Source organism: Sphingopyxis sp. HIX (assembly GCF_001468285.1).
GTDB lineage: Bacteria > Pseudomonadota > Alphaproteobacteria > Sphingomonadales > Sphingomonadaceae > Sphingopyxis.
On sequence record NZ_LNSB01000008.1, the window covers coordinates 95111 to 116224 of the forward strand.

A 21114-nucleotide genomic window follows, 5' to 3' on the forward strand; every position below is an offset into this window, starting at 1 on the left:
GCTGTTGCACGAAATTGTGACAAAAGGGAAGGGGCGGCCCGCGGCGGGGCCGCCCCCAAAATCTCAGAGCTGTTCCAGCATATGGTCGGCGCTCGACACCTTGAATTCGCCGGGCGCTTCGACGTTGAGCTGTTCGACGACGCCGTCGTTGACGATCATCGAGAAGCGCTGGCCGCGCTTGCCCATGCCGAACGCCTTGCCGTCCATGGTCAGGCCCACGGCTTCGGCGAAATCGCCATTGCCGTCGGCGAGCATCGTCACCGCGCCGCCCGCATCGCCATTCTTGCCCCACGCGCCCATGACGAAGGCGTCGTTGACCGCGGTGCAGACGATCTCGTCGATGCCCTTGGCCTTGAGCTCGTCGGCCTTGTCGACGAAGCCCGGCAGGTGCTTGGCCGAGCAGGTCGGGGTGAAGGCGCCGGGGACGGAGAAGAGCGCGACCTTGCGGCCCTTGAAATAATCGGCGGTGCTGACCTGTTCGGGACCGTTTTCGGTCACCTTGACCAGCGTCGTTTCGGGCAGCGTATCTCCGGTCTGGATCGTCATTTTCGGCATCCTTTTTGGTTTGAGGGGATTTGGATCGGCGCAGACATTGGTTGGCGGCGGGCCGGAGTCAAGCGCGACGGAGGAAATCGGGCAGTGGAGAAAGCAGGTAAAGGACTGGACCCCGAACGCCCCGCGGGGCAAGACGGGAGCATGGATAGCGCGCCTCCCTGGTTCACCGGCCAGCTGCTGCTGGCTTTGCCCGGAATCGGCGACCCGCGCTTCGAGCATTCGGTGATCGCGATGATCAGCCACGACGAGGATGGTGCGATGGGGATCGGCATTTCCGACCCGATCGGCGGCATGACCGTCGGTGCGGTGCTCGACCAGCTCGAGATCGCGCACGACGGCGTTCCGCTCGACATGCCGGTGTTCCTCGGCGGTCCGGTCGAGCAGTCGCGCGGCTTCGTGCTGCACAGCAGCGACTGGGGCGGCGAGGGCGCGATCGAGGTCGCGGGGCGCTGGACGGTGTCGAGCTCGCACGACATCCTCCGCGCGATCGGCGAAGGGCGCGGCCCGTCGCGCTGGCTCGTCGCGCTGGGTTATGCCGGATGGGCGGGCGGGCAGCTCGAGGACGAGATGGTGCGCCACGGCTGGCATGTGACGCCGGGCAGCGATGCGCTGCTGTTCGATACGCCGCCCGAGGAGCGCTGGCAGGCGGCGTTCGCCGAGGCGGGGATCGATGCGCGGTTGCTGACGACCGAGGGCGGCGAGGCTTAAACCACTCGGCCGAGAACACGTCGCCCCCACTTTCGCGGGGGCGACGGAATGACTTACTGCGCCAGCGCGAGCAGCGGGCGGCCCTCGTTGAGGTTGGCGAGCGCGGTGCGTGCGGCCCAGCGCGAGTCGACGTAGCGGCCGCTGGCGAGTTCGAGATCGTAGCGGATCGGGCTGCCCAGCGCGGCGGTGTAGGCGGCGGCGGCCTCGTCGGTGCGACCCAGACGAGCATAAGCGGTGCCGAGGTTGATCAGCCGCGACGGGTCGCGCGCGTCGAGCTTGCTCTCGCCGGTCAGCTTGGCCACCGCGGCGCGGTTGTCGCCCGCCTTGAGCTCGGCATAGGCGACGGGCAGCGCTTCCGAATCGGCCTGCGGACCCGTCACGACGATGATCGATTGCGCGCCGGCAGGGGTCGCAAGAGCAAGGGCGACGAGCGGCAGCAGGATTTTTTTCATCTGTGGTATCTCCCCGAAAACTTGGGAGGATTTTCTGCCTGCTCCAAAGAAAAGTCAATATTTCGAGCTATTTGTAACACGGCTGTCACAAACCGAAATTAAGCTAATCGCTAAGGCGCATTATAAGTCAGGATTTTCAGAATCTTGGCCACGGCGACTCGCTGTCACATTCGGGACACGCGAATTGTCACAATTGCGCCCGCCGAAAATTTATTTTCGCCGCCGCGCGGTTTTGCGGCGCTTGGGCCGTGCCCGTGGTGCGGGATTCGCGGCAGCCTTACAGCGCGCGCCGGCGCTCGGCGAAGCGCGCCGGACATGCGATATAAAGAAAAGTTTATATTTGATCCCGGCGGCGCTTTGGGCTAGGGCGCGCGCGATTATTTCGTGGCCGCTCGCCTGCGGTCGTATTGCCAAAAATGGAGAATCCCCCGTGGCCACTCTCGCCGCCGACACCCGCGATTATGTCGTTGCCGACATCAGCCTCGCCGATTTCGGGCGCAAGGAAATCAACATCGCCGAAACCGAAATGCCGGGCCTGATGGCGCTGCGCAGCGAGTTCGGCGCCGCACAGCCACTCAAGGGCGCGAAGATCGTCGGCTCGCTGCACATGACGATCCAGACCGCAGTGCTGATCGAGACGCTGACCGCGCTCGGCGCCGAAGTGCGTTGGGCGACGTGCAACATCTTCTCGACACAGGACCATGCCGCCGCCGCGATCGCCGCGTCGGGCGTGCCGGTATTCGCGGTGAAGGGCGAAAGCCTCGCCGATTATTGGGACTATGTCGGCCGCATCTTCGACTGGGGCGTCGAAGACGGCACGACGTGCAACCTGATTCTCGACGACGGCGGCGACGCCACGATGTTCGCGCTGTGGGGCGCGAAGCTCGAGGCCGGCGAAACCATGCCGGCGCCCGAGAATGAGGAAGAGATCGAGATGCAGCGCGCGCTGAAGGCGTTTGTCGCGGCCAATCCGGGCTATCTCACCAAGACCGTCAAGGCGATCAAGGGCGTGTCGGAAGAAACGACGACCGGCGTTCACCGCCTGTACCACATCGCCAAGAAGGGCGAGCTGCCCTTCCCCGCGATCAACGTCAACGACAGCGTCACCAAGTCGAAGTTCGACAACCTCTATGGCTGCAAGGAATCGCTCGTCGACGCAATCCGCCGCGGCACCGACGTGATGCTGGCGGGCAAGGTCGCGACCGTCGCCGGCTTCGGCGACGTCGGCAAGGGCAGCGCCCAGTCGCTCCGCAACGGCGGCGCGCGCGTGCTCGTCACCGAAATCGACCCGATCTGCGCGCTGCAGGCGGCGATGGAAGGCTTCGAGGTCGTGTCGATGGACGAGGCCGTCCAGCGTTCGGACATCTTCGTCACCGCGACCGGCAACGCCGACGTCATCACCGCCGAGCATATGGCGGCGATGAAGAATATGGCGATCGTCTGCAACATCGGCCACTTCGACAGCGAGATCCAGATCGCGGCGCTCGCCAATTACAAGTGGACCGAAGTGAAGCCGCAGGTCGACCTGGTCGAATTCCCCGACGGCAAGCAGATCATCATCCTGTCGAAGGGTCGTCTCGTGAACCTCGGCAACGCGACCGGCCACCCGTCGTTCGTGATGTCGGCGAGCTTCACCAACCAGACGCTCGCGCAGATCGAACTGTGGACGCGCAGCGAGCAGTATAACAACGACGTCTACGTCCTGCCGAAGCATCTCGACGAGAAGGTCGCGGCGCTGCACCTCGAAAAGCTGGGCGTGCATCTGTCGAAGCTGACCAAGAAGCAGGCCGATTATATCGGCGTGCCGGTCGAGGGCCCGTTCAAGCCCGATCATTATCGGTACTGATTTCTTCGCCTGACGGCGAAGGCGGCACCGGCCCACTCCCCCACCCGGCCTCCCATAGGCTACTATCGTCGTGGAGGCCGGGTGGGGGAGTGGGCCGGTGCCGCAGCGTTTCCGCATCGCGGAAACTCGGACGAAACTGTGGACGGCGCGCTCATCGGAAGATGTAGTGCGCCGTTTCGCTATGACATGCGATTGAAACATGACTCCATCGTCTTTACGGCTGGCGGGCATGGCACGGGCGTCGGCGGCGGAAATGCGGGAGCGTGACGGAGGATGAGCGGCACGCTGTCCCCGACCCTGACCTTCGCGCTCGGCGGCTTTGCGGCGCTGTGGCTGATGCTCGGCATCTGGGCCGCGGGGCGCGGTCTCGCGATGCAGCGGCGCTCGGCCTTTGCCGCGGCGCAGACCGAGCGGCTCGCGAGCCTGGTCGAAGCCTCGCCCTATCTGCCCGTCGTGGTGCGCGGCGACTGGCGCATCGAGGCGAGCGAACGGCTCGGCCGCTGGCTGGGGCTCGAACGCGGCCCGCGCAATTTCGACGAGCTGCGCGGATTGGGCGCGGGTATCGAGGCGGGCGAGCATGAGGCGCTGCGCCAGGCGATCCTCGGCGCGCAGCGCGGCGCCAAGCCCTTCACCATGACGCTGCGCCCGCAGGGCGGCTCGCGCACGATCCTGGTCCATGGCGGCCCCGCGCCGGCGACGATCGGCAGCGCGGGCAGCGTCCTCTTGTGGCTCGACGACGCCACCGACAGCCTCGCCTCGCAATTCGCGCTGAAGCGCGAGCGCGACGAGGCGATGGCGGCGTTCGATGCCTTGTCCGGTTTGATCGAGGTCGCGCCCTTTCCGATGTGGTTCCGCGACCCGCGGCTCGACCTCGCGCTCGTCAACCTCGCCTATGTGAAAGCCGTCGAGGCGCCGAACGCCGCGGCGGTGATCGAGCAGGGGATCGAATTGCTCGAACCCGTCGCCGGGGTCAGCGCCGCCGAGGCCGCGCAGGCGGCGCGCGTCGCGGGGGCGGCGCAGCTGCGCACCGTGCCCGTCACTATCGCCGGCGAGCGGCGCATCATGCGCGTCGTCGACGTGCCGCTGGCCCCCGCGGGCGGTCTGCCGATCGGCATCGCGGGCTATGCGATCGACGTGCAGGAGCTGGAGAGCGAGCGCGGGGCGCACCGCCGCTTTGCCGACACCCAGCGCGAATTGCTCGACCGGCTGTCGGCGGCGGTGGCGCAGTTCGACGGCGAGCAGGCGCTGGTCTTTGCCAACCAGCCGTTCCGCCGGATGTTCGAGCTCGACAATGACGGGGTGGCCGAGGCGCCGCCGCTCGCGCGGCTGCTCGACGCGTGGCGCGAGACGGGGCGGATTCCCGAGGTGCGCGACTATCCCGAATGGCGGCAGGCGCATGTCGACTGGTTCGCCAGCGCCGAGGCCAATGAAGAGGACTGGCTGCTGCGCGACGGCACGCATCTGCGCGTCGTGGCGCAGCCGACCCCCGACGGCGGGCTGCTGCTGATCGCCGAGGACCGCACCGAGCAGGTCCAGCTCGCGGGCGCGCGCGACACGCTGCTGCGCGTGCGCACCGCGACCTTCGACAATCTGTTCGAGGCGATCGCGGTGTTCGCGCCCGACGGCAAGCTGCACCTGTGGAACCAGCGCTTCCGCCGCCTGTGGGGCGTCGACGAGCCGACGCTGGCGGCGCATCCGCGCGTCGATGCGCTGATGGGCGGGCTCGCCGACCGGCTCGCCAAGCCCAACCAGATCAGCATCGTGCAGGAGGTGATCCGCGCCGCGACGATGGAGCGCACCCAGCGCGCGGGCGAAATATTGTTCCGCGACGGGCGCCATTTCGACTTCGCCGCGATCCCGCTGCCCGACGGCAATGCGCTGCTGATCATGCTCGACGTCAGCGACAACCGGAAGATGGAGGCGGCGCTGCGCGACCGCAACGAAGCGCTCGAGGCGGCCGACAAGGTCAAGACCGCATTCCTGTCGCGGATGAGCTACGAATTGCGCACGCCGCTCACCTCGATCGGCGGCTTCGGCGAGATGCTGCAGGCGGGTTATGCGGGCAAGCTCGGCGACCAGCAGCGCGTCTATGTCGACGCGATCATGGATTCGGTCGCGGTGCTCTCGCGCCAGATCGACAATGTCCTCGACCTCGCGCAGGGCGAGGCGGGCATGCTCGCGGTCGAGCTGGCGCCGGTCGACGTCGCCGGGCTGCTCCAGCGCGCGCTCGACGAGGCGGGGCCCTTTGCGGCGAGCCAGGGCGTCGAGCTGGTCGGCAATATTTCGGCGGGGCTCGGCGCGATCCAGGGCGATGCCGCGCGGCTGTCGCGGCTCGTCGCGGGGCTGCTCGACAATGCGGTGCGTTATACGGCGCCGAACCGCAAGAAGGGCGGCCGCGTGCTGCTCCACGCCGAGGGCGATGCGAAGGGGATCGACATCATCGTGTCGGACAACGGCCCCGGGCTGCCCGAGGCGGTCGTCGCGCTGACCAAGGGGCGGGAGGCGGGCACGCAGAGCGGCGGCATCGGCCTAGCGCTCACGCGCCAGCTCGTCGCGGCGCACCGCGGCACGATGGAGGTGATGAGCGAGAAGGGGCAGGGGACGCTGGTGCGCGTGAGCCTGCCGCGCGGCGCATGACCGACTATCGCTGCGATTATACGCTGGCCGAGGCCGAGCGCATCGGCGCGGCCATCGGCGCCGCACTGGCGCCGGGCGACGTCGTGCTGCTGGCGGGCGACCTCGGCGCGGGCAAGACGACGCTGGCGCGCGCGATGCTCAAGGCGCGCGGGCTCGCGGGCGAGGCGCCGAGCCCGACCTTCGCGATCGTGCAGCCCTATGCGCCGCCCGAGGTCGATTTGGCCCTAGCGCATGTCGATCTCTACCGGATCGAGGACGAGGCGGAGCTGGTCGAACTCGGGCTCGACGACTATCTCTATGACGGCGCGCTCTTGATCGAATGGCCCGAACGGCTGGGCGCCGATGGCTGGCCCGGCGCGCTGTCGATCCGGATTTCGGGGAGCGGCGACGCGCGCGTCTTGACAGCCGCGGTGCCGACGTCTTGGGGGAGCCGATGGCCGCTCCGATGATTCCGCCCGCTTATGCGCCCGCCTTCCTTGCCGCGCATGGCTGGGGCGGGGCCGAGATATTGCCGCTCGCGGGCGACGCCTCCTTTCGCCGCTATTTCCGCATCGTCGACGGCGATCGCCGTGCGGTGCTGATGGACGCGCCGCCGCCCGAGGAGGATCCGCGGCCCTTCATCGCGGTCGCCGAATTTCTTTGCGACCAGGGGCTCAACGCGCCGACGATCTTCGCGCGCGACCTCGACCGCGGGATGCTGCTGATCGAGGATTTCGGCGACGTGCGGCTGCGCGAGACGGTCGACGCCGCGCTGCACCGCGAAGAGGCTTATTACGCGGGCCTCACCGATCTCTTGGTCCACCTCCACGCGCGGCCGCCGATGGACGGGCTGCCGGTGCACGGGCTTGAGCAGTGGCTCGACGAGGTGATGCTGTTCAGCGACTGGTATTGCCCGGCTCTGGGGCTTGAGGTCGACCGCGACGCTTTCCGCGCGGCGTGGGACGCGGCGCTGCTGCCGGTCGAGACCGACCGCCTGCCGCGCGTCACTGTGCTGCGCGACTTCCATGCCGAAAATATCATGCTGGTCGAGGGGCTGGACGGCATCGCGCATTACGGCCTGCTCGATTTCCAGGACGCGCTGATCGGCCACCCCGCCTACGACCTCGCCTCGGTGCTCGAGGACGCACGGCGCGACGTGACCCCGGCGGTCGAGGCGGCGATGCTCGCGCGTTACCAGGGCGCCACCGGGACCGATATAGAAGGCGCGTACTGGGCGCTCGCGGCGCAGCGCAACACGCGCATCCTGGGGGTGTTCGTGCGGCTGTGGAAGCGCGACGGCAAGCCCGGATACCGCCAGTTCCAGCCGCGCATGTGGGGGCTGCTCGAACGCGACCTCGCGCATCCGGCGCTGGCGCCGGTGAAGGCGTGGTTCGACGAAAATGTGCCCGCCGACAAGCGCGCCGCGGCGTGGGAAGACTATCGCGCATGACCGCGAAGATCGAAAGCGCGATGGTGATGGCCGCCGGGCTCGGCAAGCGCATGCGCCCGCTGACCGCCACCCGCCCCAAGCCGCTGGTACGCGTCGCGGGCAAGGCGCTGATCGACCACAGCCTCGACCGGATCGAGGCGGCGGGGATTGGCCATGTCGTGGTCAACGTCCATTACCTCGCCGACGCGCTCGAAGCGCATCTCGCGGCGCAGAAACGCAGCTTCACCATCGCGATTTCGGACGAGCGCGCCCTGCTGCTCGAAACCGGCGGTGGGATGATGAAGGCGCTGCCGCAGCTGACCGGCGACCCGATCCTGATCGTCAACAGCGACAATATCTGGACCGACGGGCCGCAGGACAGCATCCGGCAGCTCGCGCGCCACTGGGACGGCGAGCGGATGGACGCGCTGCTGCTGGTGATCCGCCAGGCGAGCGCGACGGGGCATGGCGGGCGCGGCGATTTCCACATGGACCCGGTCGGGCGCCTGTCGCGGCGCAAGCCCGGGCGGATCGCGCCCTTCGTCTACACCGGGGTCCAGCTCGTGTCGCGGCGGCTGCTCGTCGATGCGCCCGAGGGACCGTTTTCGACCAACATCTTCTGGGACCGCGCGATCGCGGCGGAGCGACTGTACGGCCTGTCGCACATGGGGCAGTGGTTCGACGTCGGCACTCCCGCGAGCATCGGACCGACCGAAGCCGCGCTGACGGATGGCTGACGCCAAACCCACCATCTTCTCGATCCCGGTCCAGCGGGCCTTTTCCGACGCGCTCGCCGCGGGGCTGATCGCGCGTTTCGCCGATGGAGGGCTCGGGCTCGCCGAAGGGCTGATCCTGCTGCCGAGCAACCGCGCGCGCAGCGCGGTGCAGGCGGCGTTCGTGCGCGCGGGCGGACAAGGCCTGCTGATGCCGCGGCTCGCGGTGATCGGCGACGCCGACCTCGACGAATCGGTCGCGCTTGCGCTCGACCCGATCGACGAGAGCGGGGCGCTGCCCCCCGCGATCGAGCCGCTGCGCCGCCGCCTGCTGCTCGCCGAACTGATCGAGCGGCACACCCCCGCGGACGAGGAGCCGATCCGCGGCGCGGCGGCGTTCCAGCTCGCCGACGGGCTCGCGCGGGTGATCGACCAGCTCCATTATGAAGAGGTCGCGGTGCCGGCGCTGGTCGACCTCGACCTCGGCGCCTTTGCCGACCATTGGCGCGCCTCGCTCGGCCGGCTGCGGCTGCTCGTCGACCATTGGCCCGCCGCGCTCGCGGCAACGGGGCGCATCGACCGCGCCGCGCGGCGCAACAAGCTGCTGGACCGGGTGACCGAGGGCTGGCGCGCCGCACCCCCCGCGCGCTTCGTGGTCGCGGCGGGGATCACCACCGCCGCGCCGGCGATCGCGCGGCTGCTGCGCGCGGTCGCCGACATGGACCGTGGCATGGTCGTGCTGCCCGGGCTCGACCGGAGCATGGGCGACGCCGAATGGGAGGCGCTGGGGCCGGTGCGGCGCGATGCCGACACGCCCGGACGCCCGCTCGAAACGCACCCGCAATATCATTTGAAACTGCTGCTCGATCGCATGGGTGCCGCGCGCGGCGAGGTCGCCGAGTGGGCCGCCGCCTCGCCCTTCGACGGCCCCGACGCGCGCGCGCCCTTCGTGTCGCTGCTCTTCGCCCCCGCCGAATTCACCGCCCGGTGGCAGGCGCCCGGCGACCTGTCGGCGGCGACCGCGGGGATTTCGGGCGCGGTCTTCGCCGACGACGGGCAGGAGGCGCAGGGGATCGCGCTGTTGATGCGCGAGGCGCTCGAGACGCCGGGGCGCACCGCCGCGTTGGTGACCCCCGACCGCGCGCTCGCCGAACGCGTCGCCGCCGCGCTCGCGCGCTGGGGCATTGCGGTCGACGACAGCGCGGGCCAGCCCTTGGCGCGCACGCCGCCGGGCACCCTGCTGCTGCTCCTCGCCGAACTGGCGGCGGGGTTTGATCCGGTCGCGCTGGTCGCGCTGCTCGGCCACCCGCTCGTCCGCAAGGGCGAGGGGCGTTTCGCCTGGCTCGACCGGCTGCGCGCGCTCGACCTGCTGCTGCGCGATCCGGGGCTCGAACCCGGCTGGGATGGCGTGCGCGCGCGCATCGCCGACTGGGGCGCGAGCGAGCATAAGCGCGAGCGCGCTATGGCCGAGGATCTCGCGCCCTGGTGGGACGAGCTGGCGGCAGCGCTCGGCGCGGCGCTCGCGCCTTTTGCGGCCCCCGCGCCGCCCGCCTTGCTCCTCGGCGCGCTGCAGGCGGGGCTCGAATGGCTGACGGGCGAGGCCGCCTGGGCGGGCCCGACGGGACGCGCGCTGTCGGGGCTTTTCGACCAATGGGCGCTCGCCGAAGGTGCCGGGCCGGCGCTGGTCGACCCCGCAGACTTCCCCGCGATGCTGGCGCAATTGCTGGGCGGCGAGAGCGTGCGGCCGCCTTATGGCGGGCATCCGCGGCTGTTCATCTGGGGCCTGCTCGAGGCGCGGCTGCAGCGCGCCGGGCTGATGATCCTCGGCGGGCTCGACGAGGGGCGCTGGCCCGCGGCGACGCAGCCCGATCCCTGGCTCGCGCCGGGCATCCGCAAGCAGCTCGGCCTGCCCGCGCCCGAGCGGCAGCAGGGCATGGCGGCGCATGATTTTGCCGGCGCGCTCGGCGCGGGCGAGATCGTCGTGACGCGCGCCTTGCGCGGTGGCGGCGACCCCGCGGTCGCCTCGCGCTTCTGGCTGCGGCTGACCGCGCTCGCGGGCGAACTGCCCGAACCGGCGCCGGGCGGCGTGCCGGTGACGCGGCTCGCGGCGATGCTCGACGTGCCGCCGGGCGACCCGAGCCCCGAACTGCGCCCCGCGCCGCAGCCGCCCGCTGGCGAGCGGCCGCGCCGGATCAGCGTCACCGGCGTCGACCGGCTCGCGCGCGACCCTTACTCTTATTATGCGAACCAGATGCTCGGCCTGTCGGCGCTCGCGCCGCTGAGCGCCGCGCCCGATCCGCGCTGGCGCGGGACGCGGGTGCATCTGTTGTTCGAACAATGGGTGCGTGCGGGCGCGACCCCCGCGGCGTTCGAGACCGAGCTCGAGGCGCTCGCCGACGACCCCGCGCTCGACGCGATCGCGCGCGCTTTCTGGTTGCCGCGGATCGAGCCCGCGCTGCGCTGGGCGGCGGCGCAGCTGGTCGATGCCGAAGGGCGCGAAGCGCTGGGTGTCGAAATCCGCGGCGAGCGCACGGCGGACGGGCTGACGCTGCACGGCAAGGCCGACCGCGTCGACCGGCTGGCGGACGGCAGCCTCGCGATCGTCGACTACAAGACCGGCGGCGCGCCGAGCGCCAAGGCGGCGGCCGACAAGCTCGACAACCAACTCGGGCTGCTCGGGCTGCTCGCGCGCGAAGGTGCCATGGCGGGGATCGATGCCGCTGCGGTCGGCGCGCTCGAATATTGGAGCCTGCGGCCCGACCGCCGCGCCGACGGCGCCGGGAAGATCAGCAATAGCTACGGCCCGCGCAGCGAGCTCAAGAGCGCCGAGGCGGCCATCGACCATGCCGCCGACGCGCTGACCGAGTTCGCGGCGAAATATCTGTTCGGCGACGCGCCCTTCGTCCCCGGCGAGGCGACGGGTTATGGCGACTACGACCAGCTGATGCGCCGCGACGAATGGTTCGGGCGCGGCGAGGAGGGCGCGTGAGCGGCCCCGCGACCCTCGCGACGCTCGACCCGCGGCAGGGCGCCGCCGCCGATCCCGCGCATCATGTGTGGCTCGGCGCGTCGGCGGGCACCGGCAAGACGCAGGTGCTGTCGGCGCGCGTGCTGCGGCTGATGCTGGGCGGCGAGGCGCCCGAGGCGATCCTGTGCATCACCTTCACCAAGGCGGGCGCGGCCGAGATGGCGCACCGCATCCACGAACGGCTCGCCGCCTGGGTACGGATGAGCGACGGCGATTTGCGGCTTGACCTCCACGCGCTCGGGCTCGACTGGCAGGCGCCGGGGCTGATGGCGCGCGCACGCGCCTTGTTCGCGACGGTGATCGACAGCCCGGGCGGCGCCATCCGCGTCCAGACGATCCACAGCTTCTGCCAGACCCTGCTTGCGAGCTTCCCGCTCGAGGCGAAATTGCTCCCGGGCTTTCGCCCGATCGAGGAGGATGAGGCCGCGGCGCTGCAGCGGCAGGTGCTCGGCGACCTGTTGGACGCGCCCGGGGGCGAGCGCGACGCATTGCGCGCGGCCGCGGCGAACCTGTCGCGGCGGCTGGGCCCCGAGGCGGCGCTGTCCTTCTTGTCGGGCTGCGCGAGCGTCTTCGGCGGGCCGCGCGCGTCGCTGCCCCCCGCGGCGCACGATTTGCGCACGGCGTTCGGCCTGCCGGGCGGCGATCCCGACACCTGGCTCGCGGGCGAACTCGCCGCGGGCGCGGTCGCCGACGCCGACATCCGCGCGGTCGCGACGAGCGGCGCCAACTGGGGGACCAAGACCGGCGAAGCCTGTTCGGACCGGATGATCGGCTGGCTGATGGCCGATGCCGCGGTGCGCGCCGGCATGCTGGACGAACTGCTCGGCGCTTTCCTGACCGGCAAGGGCGAACTTCGCGCCGACTTCGCGGGGGACAAGGGGCGGATGACCGACTGCGTCGACAGCGCCGTGCGGATCGTCGAGGCGGCGAGCGCGCTCCGCGGTACCGCGGCGGCGATGCGCGTCGCCGACGAGCTGGCCGCGGCGTGGAAACTCGGCAGCCGCTTCGCCGAGGGCTATGCGCTGGCGAAGCGCGAGAAGGGGCTCGCCGATTTCGACGACCTGATCACGCTCGCGGGCTCGCTGCTGCGCGTCAGCAGCTTCGGCGAATGGGTGCGCTTCAAGCTCGACCAGCGCACCGACCATATATTGGTCGACGAGGCGCAGGACACCAATATGCGCCAGTGGGGGATCGTGCTCTCGCTCGCCGAGGAATTTTTCGCGGTGCACGGCACCGATGCCGAACGCGCGCGGACATTGTTCACCGTCGGCGACCGCAAGCAGGCGATCTTCGGGTTCCAGGGCACCGAGCCCAAGGCCTTTGCGGCCGCGCGCGACCTGTTCCATGCCTTGGGCGAACAGGCGGGGCAGGATTTCCGGCAGGTCGACCTCGTCTCCAACTATCGCTCGACCCCCGCGGTGCTGGCGGTCGTCGACGCCTGGCTGGCGGCGGGCGGCACCGCGGCGATGGGACTGGACGGCAGCGAGCCGCTGCACCGCCCGTATCGCGAAGCCCATGCCGGGCAGGTCGAGCTGTGGGAACCGCTGCCGGTGGGCAAGGCGCTCGACGCCGCGGCCGAGGATGCGGGCGAGGAGGAGGGCGCTGCCGATGCGAGCGCGCCCGCGTCGGACCCGGCGAGCATGCGGCTGGCGCGCGCGATCGCGGGCGAGGTGCGGCACTGGATCGACCATGGCAAGGACGGCCGGCCCGTCGCACCCGGCGACGTGATGATCCTGGTGCGCCGCCGCCGCGACCTCGCGGCGCGGATCGTCGCGCGGCTGCAGGCGCTGCACGTCCCCGTCGCGGGCGTCGACCGCTTCGCGCTGACCCAGCCGCTCGCCGTGCAGGATTTGATGGCGGCGATGCGCTTCGCGGTGCAGCCGCTCGACGACCTCAACCTCGCGGCGCTGCTCGTCTCGCCGCTGATCGGCTGGTCGCAGGACGAACTCTACGCGCTGACGAAGGCGCGCGGGCGGACGCCGATCTGGGCGCATCTGCGCGGGAACGAGGCGGCGGTGCCCGCCGCGACGATGGCGGCGCTGCGGACGCTGCTCGGCATGGCCGATTATACGACGCCCTTCCGCTTCCTCGAAACGCTGCTGTCGGGACCGATCGACGGGCGGCGCAAGCTTTACGCGCGGCTGGGGCGCGAGGCGCGCGACCCGATCGACGAACTGCTGAACCAGGCGCTGGCGTTCGAGGCGCGCGAGACGGTGTCGCTGCTCGGCTTCGTGACGCAGGTCGAGGGCAGCGCCGCCGACATCAAGCGCCAGACCGAGGCGCGCAGCGACGTCGTGCGCGTGATGACGGTGCATGGGTCGAAAGGGCTGCAGGCGCCGATCGTCATCCTCGCCGACGCGACCGACGACGCCGCGATCGGGCATCGCCCGTTCAGCGTCGACGTCGCGGGGTGGGAGAAATTGCCCGTCTTCGCGGTGCCCGCCGACGAGCGCCACGGCGCGCTCGCCGCGGCCTATGATGCGGCGGCGAAGGCGGCGTCGGAGGAGCATTGGCGGCTTTTCTACGTCGCGATGACGCGCGCCGAGGAGATACTCGTCGTCGCGGGGGTGACGAAGAAGGCCGACCGCAGCGTACCCGAGGCGAGCTGGCACGCCGCCGCCGACGCGGCGCTGACCGGCATGGGGCTCGATTGGGAGGCGGCGGGGCCGATGTGGAGCCGCCGCCTAGTCCACCGCGCCAATGCCGGCAAATGGGCGAAGAAGGAAAAGGCCGCGCGCGCCGTGCCGCCGCCGCTGGTGCTGCCGTCATGGGCGCTGGCGCCCGCGCCCGAGGAAGCGCGCCCGCCGCGCCCGCTCGCACCCTCGTCGCTCGGCGACGACGATGTCGCGGTCGCGCCGCAGGGCGCCCCGCGCGTCGCCGCGGTCGAGCGCGGGCTGCTGCTCCACGCGCTGTTCGAGCGGCTGCCGCCGGTCGCGCCCGCGCGGCGGCGCACGGCGGCGCTGCACTGGCTCGGCGCGCAGGCTCCGGCGCTGGGCGAGGGCGCGCGCGAGGCGATGGTGGGCGAGGTGCTGGCGGTGATCGATGACCCGGCGCATGCCGCGCTGTTCGGTCCGGGCAGCCTCGCCGAGGTGCCATTGTCGGCGGTGGTCGACGGCGTCGTCGTCGCGGGGATCGTCGACCGGCTGCTGGTGACGGACGAGGCGGTGACGGTAATCGACTACAAGACCGGGCGGCATGTCCCCGCGTCGGCCGAAGAGGTCGCCCCGGCGTATCTCAGGCAGATGGCGGCCTACCGCGACGCGCTCGCCGCCATCTTCCCTGGGCGGCGGATCGCGGCGGCCTTGCTCTACACCGCCGCGCCCAAACTGATCGTGCTGGGCGATGACTTATTGGCGCCGCACAAGCCCGGCTTGCTGGCAACCAAGGCGAATTTGCCGGGTTGAGGACTTGAGCCGGACGCGCCGACTGCCTAGCTTGGAGCCAAGCAGAATTTCAGGAGACCTTATATGGGTACCAAAGCGATTACCGACGCCAGCTTCCAGAGCGACGTCCTCGACAGCGACACCCCCGTCCTCGTCGATTTCTGGGCCGAATGGTGCGGTCCGTGCAAGATGATCGGCCCCGCGCTCGAAGAGATTTCGGACGAACTGGCGGGCAAGGTGGTGATCGCCAAGATCAACATCGACGACCATCCCGAAGCGCCGGGCAAGTATGGCGTGCGCGGGATCCCGACGATGATCCTGTTCAAGAACGGCGAGATCGCCGACACCAAGGTCGGCGCCGCGCCCAAGAGCGCGCTCAAGGGCTGGCTCGAAAGCGCGCTGTAATCTGGCTGGACCCCGGCGAGAGCCGGGGTTCGCTCAGCTCCGATAGTCGGCGTTGATGCTGATATAGCCGTGGGTCAGGTCGCAGGTCCACACGGTCGCGCGGCCGTCGCCGAGGCCGAGGTCCGCGCCGATGCGCACCTCGAGCCCTTTGAGATGCGCGGCGACCGGCGCCTCGTCATAGCCGTCGACGGGCAGGCCCTGCTTCGCGACCCAATGGTCGCCGAAGCGGATCGCGAGGCGGTCGCGGTCGGCGGGTTCGCCCGCCTTGCCCACTGCCATCACGACGCGGCCCCAGTTCGCGTCCTCGCCCGCGATCGCGGTCTTCACGAGCGGCGAATTGGCGATGGCGAGCGCGACTCGCTTGGCGCTGTGGTCGTCGGCGGCACCGGTCACCTGGATTTCGATGAACTTCGACGCGCCCTCGCCGTCGCGCACGACCTGGTGCGCGAGGTCGAGCGAGACCTGGCGGATCGCCGCGTAAAGCGCGTCGGCGCCGACGTCGTCCCACGATTCGAGGACCGGATTGCCCGCCTGTCCGGTCGCGAAGAGCAGCACGGTGTCGCTGGTCGAGGTGTCGCTGTCGACGGTGATGCTGTTGAAGCTGCCCCCCGTCGCTTCGGTGAGCATCGCCTGCAGCAGCGCCGGCGCGACCGCGGCGTCGGTGAAGATATAGCCGAGCATCGTCGCCATGTCGGGCGCGATCATGCCCGATCCCTTGACGATTCCCGCGACCTGCACCGTGCGCTCGCCGATCACCGCGCTCGCGCCCGATCCCTTGGCGAAGGTGTCGGTGGTGCCGATGGTCTCGGCCGCCGCCTCCCACGAACAGGGCGCGGCGGTGAGCGCGGCTTCGACCCCGGCGCGCGCCTTGTCCTTGGGCAGCGGCACGCCGATCACGCCGGTCGAGCTCACGAAGACGTCGTCCCGCGCGCAGCCGAGGTGGTCCGCGACCTGATCCATGATCTGCTCGACGGCCTCGCGCCCGCGATAGCCGGTGAAAGCGTTGCTGTTGCCCGCATTGACGATCAGCGCGCGCGCGGCGCCATCCCTTACCTGCTCGCGGCCGAGTTCGACTTCGGACGAGCAGCAGATGTTGCGCGTGAACACGCCCGCGACCGCGGTGCCGGGGGCGAGTTCGGCATAGGTGAGGTCGCAGCGGTCCCATTCCTTGTAGCGCGCGCGCGCGACGCGGAGCGTGACGCCGGCGATGGCGGGAAGCGCAGGGAAGGCGGCGGGGGCAAGCGGGGAGCGGGTCGTCATGATGAGGGTGCGCATAATCTCTAACGGCCCAAAGCAAAACCCCTCCCGGCAAGGGAGGGGCCTGTGTGCACGTCTTGTTAATTCGTCACCCCAGGCCCGACCCGGGGTCCCGCTGCTCCTGCCGTAGCGGAGAAGCGGAACCCCGGACCAAGTCCGGGGTGACGAGCTAAATAGCGTCAGGCCGGAATGCCGCTGATCGCCTTGACCTCCATGAAGTCCTTGAGCCCGAACAGCCCGCCCTCGCGGCCATTGCCCGACGCTTTGTAGCCGCCGAAGGGCGCGCCCGGGGCGGGCCCCCAATTGTTCACCGCGACCATGCCCGCGCGCAGCTTCGGCGCGACTTTCGCCGCTTCGGACGGGTCGCCCGAGATCACCGCCGACAGGCCATATTCGGTGTCGTTGGCGACCGCGACCGCTTCGTCGAGCGTGTCGTAGGCCATGACCGTCGCGACGGGGCCGAACACTTCTTCCTTGGCGATGCGCATGTCGGGAGTGACGCCCGAGAAGACGGTGGGCTTGATATAATAGCCGCGGTTGACATTCGCGGGCAGGCCGGTGCCGCCAGTCTCGAGCGTCGCGCCCTCGTCGATCGCCGACTGGATCAGGCCCTGAATCTTGTCGAACTGCGCCTTGTTGACCACCGGGCCGATATGCGCGCCTTCGGCGAGCGGATCGCCCACCTGCGTGCCGTCGAACATCGCCTTGATCACGCCGACCGCCGCCTCTGCCTCGTCCTTCTGGACCAGGATGCGCGTCGGGGCGATGCAGCTCTGCCCGGTGTTGACCAGCACGCCCGACACCGTCGGGGGCAGCACAGCGGCGAGGTCGGCGCCCGGCAGCACGATGTTCGGCGACTTGCCGCCCAGTTCCTGATGGACGCGCTTGACCGTGTCGGCCGCCGCCTTGGCGACGAGGATGCCGGCGCGGGTCGATCCGGTGAAGCTCACCATTTCGATGCCGGGGTGCGAGCTGATCGCGTTGCCGACGGTCGGGCCGTCGCCCTGCACGAGGTTGAACACGCCCGGCGGCACGCCCGCCGCGTCGAGGATTTCGGCGAAGATCGTCGCATTGCCGGGGCATTCTTCGCTGGGTTTCAGCACCATCGTATTGCCGCCCGCGAGCGCGGGGGCGACCTTCAGCGCGATCTGGTTGAGCGGCCAGTTCCACGGGGTGATCATGCCGACGACGCCGATCGGCTCGTAGACGATGGTGTTGGCGCCATGCTGTTCGGTGAACTGGAAATCCTTGAGCGCCGCGATCGTGCCGAAGAAACCGCCGAGCCCGGCGGGCGCCTGCGCGGCGGCCGCGAAGCTGACCGGCGCGCCCATCTCGGCGGCCATCGATTTCGCGAGGTCGGGGATGCGCTTCTTATATTCCTCGACGATGCGGCCGAGCAGTTCGAGCCGTTCCTCGCGCGTGGTCTGCGAAAAGGTCTTGAAGGCTTCTTTCGCGGCCGCGACCGCGGCGTCGACGTCGGCCGCAGTGCCGAGCACGATCGTGCTCGCGGCTTCCTCGGTCGAGGGGCTGATCACGGCATGTTCCTTGCCGCCCTGGCTGTCGACCCACTGGCCGCCGATGTAATTTTGTTTCAGGTGCGTTTCGAAGCTGCTCATTTTCTCTCTCCCATCGGCGGTTCCGGATACGTATCGGATTGCTACCTAATCATGGCGGCGAATGAATCAAGCGCGGCCGGGCGTTATATTCGCCGGTCTCAGCGCTTTTCAGCAGCGAGCCGTGACATCAATATGGCGGCGCGCGTTGCCTGACGGGTGATGCTTGGCAGGTCGACCGCTTCGCCGGGCGCATGGTCGCCGGTCGAATAGGGGCCGAGCCCCGCGAGTCCGTCGACATCGGCGGCGACGAAGCTGATGTCGCCCGCGCCGCGTTTCAGCGGATCGAGCGGGGCCATTTCGGCGAGCCCGAGGTCGCGGTTCACGCCGTTGAGCCTGGCGAGCAGCGCGCGGTTGCCGTCGGTGGGTGCCATCGAGGGATAGCCGCCGGGGTCGAAGCTCAGCGTCGCGCCGGTGCCGGGGGCGTGTTCGGCGACGATTGCCGCCATCTTCGCCTTCACCCGCTCGATCTGTTCGGGGGACAATGCGCGCAGGTCGCCGCGCGCGACCGCGACCGGCGCGATGATATTGGTCTTGCCGCTGGCGGTCGCGCGGATGCCGCCGGCATCGAGTTCGGCCTGCTGCCCGCCCGCGATCAGCCCGACGTTGAAGGTGAGGTTGGGCTCGGGCAGCTCGGTGCGGAAACGGTGGATGATGCGCGTGAGCTCGTAGATCGCGCCGTCGCCCGCCGCGGCGCTGAAAATGCCCGAGCTGTGCGCCGATTTGCCGGTCGCGGTGATGGTCCAGCTGTCCGACGAGCGGCGCGCGACCGATCCCATGTCGGCGCCCCCCGATTCTCCTGGACCGTCGCGCACCAGCCCCTCGAAATCGAGCGCGACGTCGCTGCGCTTGCCCGCGTCGATCAGGTCGGCGCGCGCCTTCTCGATCGGGTTGCCGGCGTCTTCCTCGTCGCCGGTCATGTGGATCTCGATATTCGCGTCCTTCAGCGTGCCCGCCGCCTGCATCGCGCGCAGCGCCGCGACGATGACGACCATGCCGCCCTTGTCGTCGCCCGCGCCGGGCCCCTCCCCCTTGTCGCCCTTGCGGACGAAGGTCTGGAACGGCGAGTCGGGTTCGAAGACGGTGTCGAGATGCGCGATGAGCAAGAGTCGTTTGGCATCGGGTTTGCCCTTGTGCACCGCGATCAGGTGCCCGGCGCGCCCCGTCTCGGGCATCGGCTTCCATATCACCTGGAAACCCAGCGGCTCGAGTTCGGCGCGCATCATCGCGCCGACCTTTTCGACATCCGCGAGGTTGAGCGACCCGCTGTTCTGGTTGACGAGCTTTTCGAGCAGCGCGATCGAGCGCTCCTGCTCGGCGGTGACCGTCTTCGCCATCGCCGCTTCGGCCTTCGACAATTTGGCCTCTGCCGCGGGGGCGAGCATCAGCACGGCGGCGAGAGCGGCGGCAAGCGGCAACGATTTCATGGAATGCGCTCCTGAGGGGGAGCCCGCATAGTGGCGCGCGATCCCGCGCGCCGCAAGCCCGCGTCAGGCGGGTTCCTTCACCTCGTCGAAATCGTCGAGCTTGTTCAGCGCCTGGCGCGCGATCGCGTGCATCTTGAGCTTGTTGACGGTCAGCCCCTTGGTGTCGTGGCCGCTCGTCTCGTCGACGGTGAAGGCGACGCGCGTCTTGTCGGCCGCCAGTTCCTCGAAGGTGAATTTGAGGCCGGTCGACAGCGCGCCGTCGTCGACGCTGTAGAGAATGTGCGTCTCGCGCGGGATTTCCATCGCGACGGCGAATTTGACCTTATAGGCCTCGGGGCGCTCCTTGGGCGCCACGGCTGCCCATTCGGGATCGTCCTTATCGATCACCAGTTCGTAGAGCCGCGTCGAGCCGCCGTTGGTGACCAGCGGCAGGTCGGTCTGCTGATCGTCGCCGAACATCTTGGCGAACACCTCTTCGCGCGGTGCCGCGACGGTCTTGGTCTGGCTGACCAGCTCGCTCACGCCCGAACCGCAGCCCGCGAGCAGCAGTGCCGCCGCGATCGTCATTACTTTCCTGATCATTGCCCATATCCCCCATTTTGATCGCCGTCGTCATAGCGCGGTGGGCTTACGAAAGGGTAAGCGCAGGGTGTAAAGAATGTTTGACAGTGCGATGGTCGGATTGTAAAGAGCTCTTGACAGGCAAGGGAGCGAAGGTTGGAGAACCGGGTGCGCGAATATCGCGAGGCGGCGGGGTGGAGCCAGGGCGAGCTGGCGCGCCGGCTGCGCGTCTCGCGGCAGACGATCAACGCGGTCGAAACCGACAAATACGACCCCAGCCTGCCGCTCGCGCTGCGCATGGCCGGCCTGTTCGGGCTCGAGGTGCGCGAGCTGTTTATCGACGACTGGAAGCCGGAGGACGAAGGATGAGTGCCGCCATGACCGACGAACGCAAGCGCAAGTGGAAGAAGGCCGGGGTCAGCGCGCTGATCGGCGCCGCGGTCGGCGCGGGCACGGTGTCGCTCGCGCTGTGGGGGGTGGGCGAGGGACTGCTCGCGGCGATGGGACCGTCGCGGATCATACTCGGCGGCATCGGACTGGTATTCCTGCTGGTCGGCGCGATGGTCGGTTTCGGGCTCGCCGCGCCGCGCGCCGGGGCAAAGGTGCTCAACGTCGGCGATGCCGAGGAACTGGTCGAGGACCGGCCGAAGCTGCTCCGTTCGGCGCTCTACATGGGCTGGATCGGGGTGACTTTGGTGTCGCTCGCGCTGGCGCGGACGCCCGACTTTGCCGCGGGGATCGTCGCGCCGGAGGTATCGTTGGCGGCGCTCGCGGTGCTGATGATCGTGAGCCTGCTCTCCTATTACTGGATGCGCTCCTATGACGAGTTTGACCGCCAGCTGGGGCTGGAGGGGGCGTCCTGGGCCTTCCTGATCGCGGGTGCGGTGCTGCTACCCTGGGCCGCCTTCGACGCGCTCGGCTATAATGCGCCGCTCGCGTCGCTCGACGTCATCGCTGTGCTCGCGATTTCGCTGATCGCGGGCAGCTTCGTCGCGGTCGCCAAGCGCGGGATGATGGTGCGCTAGTTTTGTGAACACGTCCGCTTTCGGGCGGGAGCGGTCATTCTAATCCTCCCTGCGGCGAAGCCGTGGGGAGGGGGACCACCCGCAGGGTGGTGGAGG

Annotated in this window: 17 protein-coding genes; 11 read left to right on the forward strand and 6 right to left on the reverse strand. The window is 69.6% G+C overall.

All coding sequences use genetic code 11. From position 1 onward, the window contains the following. Positions 1 to 63: 63 nt before the first annotated feature. The gene (locus ATE62_RS05815; protein WP_058808736.1) at positions 64 to 546 is read right to left on the reverse strand and encodes a peroxiredoxin; all 483 of its coding nucleotides are present in this window, start codon (positions 544 to 546) and stop codon (positions 64 to 66) included. A 150-nt stretch (positions 547 to 696) separates the two neighbouring features. Here ATE62_RS05815 and ATE62_RS05820 point away from each other — a divergent pair, with 150 nt between their 5' ends. Beyond that, positions 697 to 1263, forward strand: a complete 567-nt coding sequence (locus ATE62_RS05820; RefSeq protein WP_058808718.1) for a YqgE/AlgH family protein — start codon at positions 697 to 699, stop codon at positions 1261 to 1263. A gap of 53 nt (positions 1264 to 1316) precedes the next feature. On the opposite strand, the gene ATE62_RS05825 is transcribed toward ATE62_RS05820, so the two are convergent. Further along, positions 1317 to 1715 (reverse strand): hypothetical protein, encoded by a 399-nt coding sequence (locus ATE62_RS05825; protein ID WP_058808719.1) that lies wholly within the window; start codon positions 1713 to 1715, stop codon positions 1317 to 1319. A 430-nt stretch (positions 1716 to 2145) separates the two neighbouring features. On the opposite strand from ATE62_RS05825, the gene ahcY reads away from it, so the two are divergent. The 8 genes from ahcY to trxA all read left to right on the forward strand — a co-directional run bounded on the left by ahcY (position 2146) and on the right by trxA (position 15135). Further along, on the forward strand, positions 2146 to 3561 hold the full coding sequence (ahcY, locus tag ATE62_RS05830; protein ID WP_058808720.1) for an adenosylhomocysteinase: 1416 nt from the start codon (positions 2146 to 2148) through the stop codon (positions 3559 to 3561). A gap of 273 nt (positions 3562 to 3834) precedes the next feature. After that, positions 3835 to 6198, forward strand: a complete 2364-nt coding sequence (locus ATE62_RS05835; protein ID WP_058808721.1) for a sensor histidine kinase — start codon at positions 3835 to 3837, stop codon at positions 6196 to 6198. Next, positions 6195 to 6647, forward strand: a complete 453-nt coding sequence (gene tsaE, locus ATE62_RS05840) for a tRNA (adenosine(37)-N6)-threonylcarbamoyltransferase complex ATPase subunit type 1 TsaE (RefSeq protein ID WP_058808722.1) — start codon at positions 6195 to 6197, stop codon at positions 6645 to 6647. Before ATE62_RS05835 ends, tsaE begins: the two co-directional genes overlap by 4 nt. Then, positions 6632 to 7627 carry an aminoglycoside phosphotransferase family protein gene (locus tag ATE62_RS05845; protein ID WP_443028853.1) on the forward strand — a complete coding sequence of 332 codons (996 nt, stop codon included), beginning with the start codon at positions 6632 to 6634 and terminating at the stop codon, positions 7625 to 7627. Before tsaE ends, ATE62_RS05845 begins: the two co-directional genes overlap by 16 nt. Next, complete coding sequence (locus ATE62_RS05850) at positions 7624 to 8343, forward strand: nucleotidyltransferase family protein (protein WP_058808723.1); 720 nt, start codon at positions 7624 to 7626, stop codon at positions 8341 to 8343. The genes ATE62_RS05845 and ATE62_RS05850 overlap by 4 nt, the downstream gene beginning before the upstream one ends. After that, entirely contained in the window at positions 8336 to 11308 is a 2973-nt protein-coding gene (gene addB / locus ATE62_RS05855) for a double-strand break repair protein AddB (RefSeq protein WP_058808724.1), read from the forward strand. Before ATE62_RS05850 ends, addB begins: the two co-directional genes overlap by 8 nt. Further along, positions 11305 to 14751 carry a double-strand break repair helicase AddA gene (addA, locus tag ATE62_RS05860; protein WP_058808725.1) on the forward strand — a complete coding sequence of 1149 codons (3447 nt, stop codon included), beginning with the start codon at positions 11305 to 11307 and terminating at the stop codon, positions 14749 to 14751. The genes addB and addA overlap by 4 nt, the downstream gene beginning before the upstream one ends. Positions 14752 to 14814: 63 nt before the next feature. After that, positions 14815 to 15135 carry a thioredoxin TrxA gene (gene trxA, locus ATE62_RS05865; RefSeq protein WP_058808726.1) on the forward strand — a complete coding sequence of 107 codons (321 nt, stop codon included), beginning with the start codon at positions 14815 to 14817 and terminating at the stop codon, positions 15133 to 15135. Positions 15136 to 15168: 33 nt separating this feature from the next. Here trxA and argJ read toward each other — a convergent pair whose 3' ends face one another. The 4 genes from argJ to ATE62_RS05885 form a co-directional block, all read right to left on the reverse strand. After that, the gene (gene argJ, locus ATE62_RS05870) at positions 15169 to 16395 is read right to left on the reverse strand and encodes a bifunctional glutamate N-acetyltransferase/amino-acid acetyltransferase ArgJ (protein ID WP_058808738.1); all 1227 of its coding nucleotides are present in this window, start codon (positions 16393 to 16395) and stop codon (positions 15169 to 15171) included. A 176-nt stretch (positions 16396 to 16571) separates the two neighbouring features. After that, the gene (locus tag ATE62_RS05875; RefSeq protein ID WP_058808727.1) at positions 16572 to 18008 is read right to left on the reverse strand and encodes an aldehyde dehydrogenase family protein; all 1437 of its coding nucleotides are present in this window, start codon (positions 18006 to 18008) and stop codon (positions 16572 to 16574) included. Between the two features lie 98 nt (positions 18009 to 18106). Beyond that, positions 18107 to 19432, reverse strand: coding sequence for a M20/M25/M40 family metallo-hydrolase (locus ATE62_RS05880; protein WP_058808728.1), 1326 nt, complete (start codon positions 19430 to 19432; stop codon positions 18107 to 18109). 63 nt (positions 19433 to 19495) lie between these two features. Beyond that, the gene (locus tag ATE62_RS05885; protein ID WP_156420582.1) at positions 19496 to 20014 is read right to left on the reverse strand and encodes a hypothetical protein; all 519 of its coding nucleotides are present in this window, start codon (positions 20012 to 20014) and stop codon (positions 19496 to 19498) included. Positions 20015 to 20149: 135 nt separating this feature from the next. On the opposite strand from ATE62_RS05885, the gene ATE62_RS05890 reads away from it, so the two are divergent. Beyond that, positions 20150 to 20362, forward strand: coding sequence for a helix-turn-helix transcriptional regulator (locus tag ATE62_RS05890; RefSeq protein WP_058808730.1), 213 nt, complete (start codon positions 20150 to 20152; stop codon positions 20360 to 20362). Between the two features lie 8 nt (positions 20363 to 20370). Continuing rightward, on the forward strand, positions 20371 to 21018 hold the full coding sequence (locus tag ATE62_RS05895; RefSeq protein ID WP_058818458.1) for a hypothetical protein: 648 nt from the start codon (positions 20371 to 20373) through the stop codon (positions 21016 to 21018). Positions 21019 to 21114 lie beyond the last annotated feature (96 nt).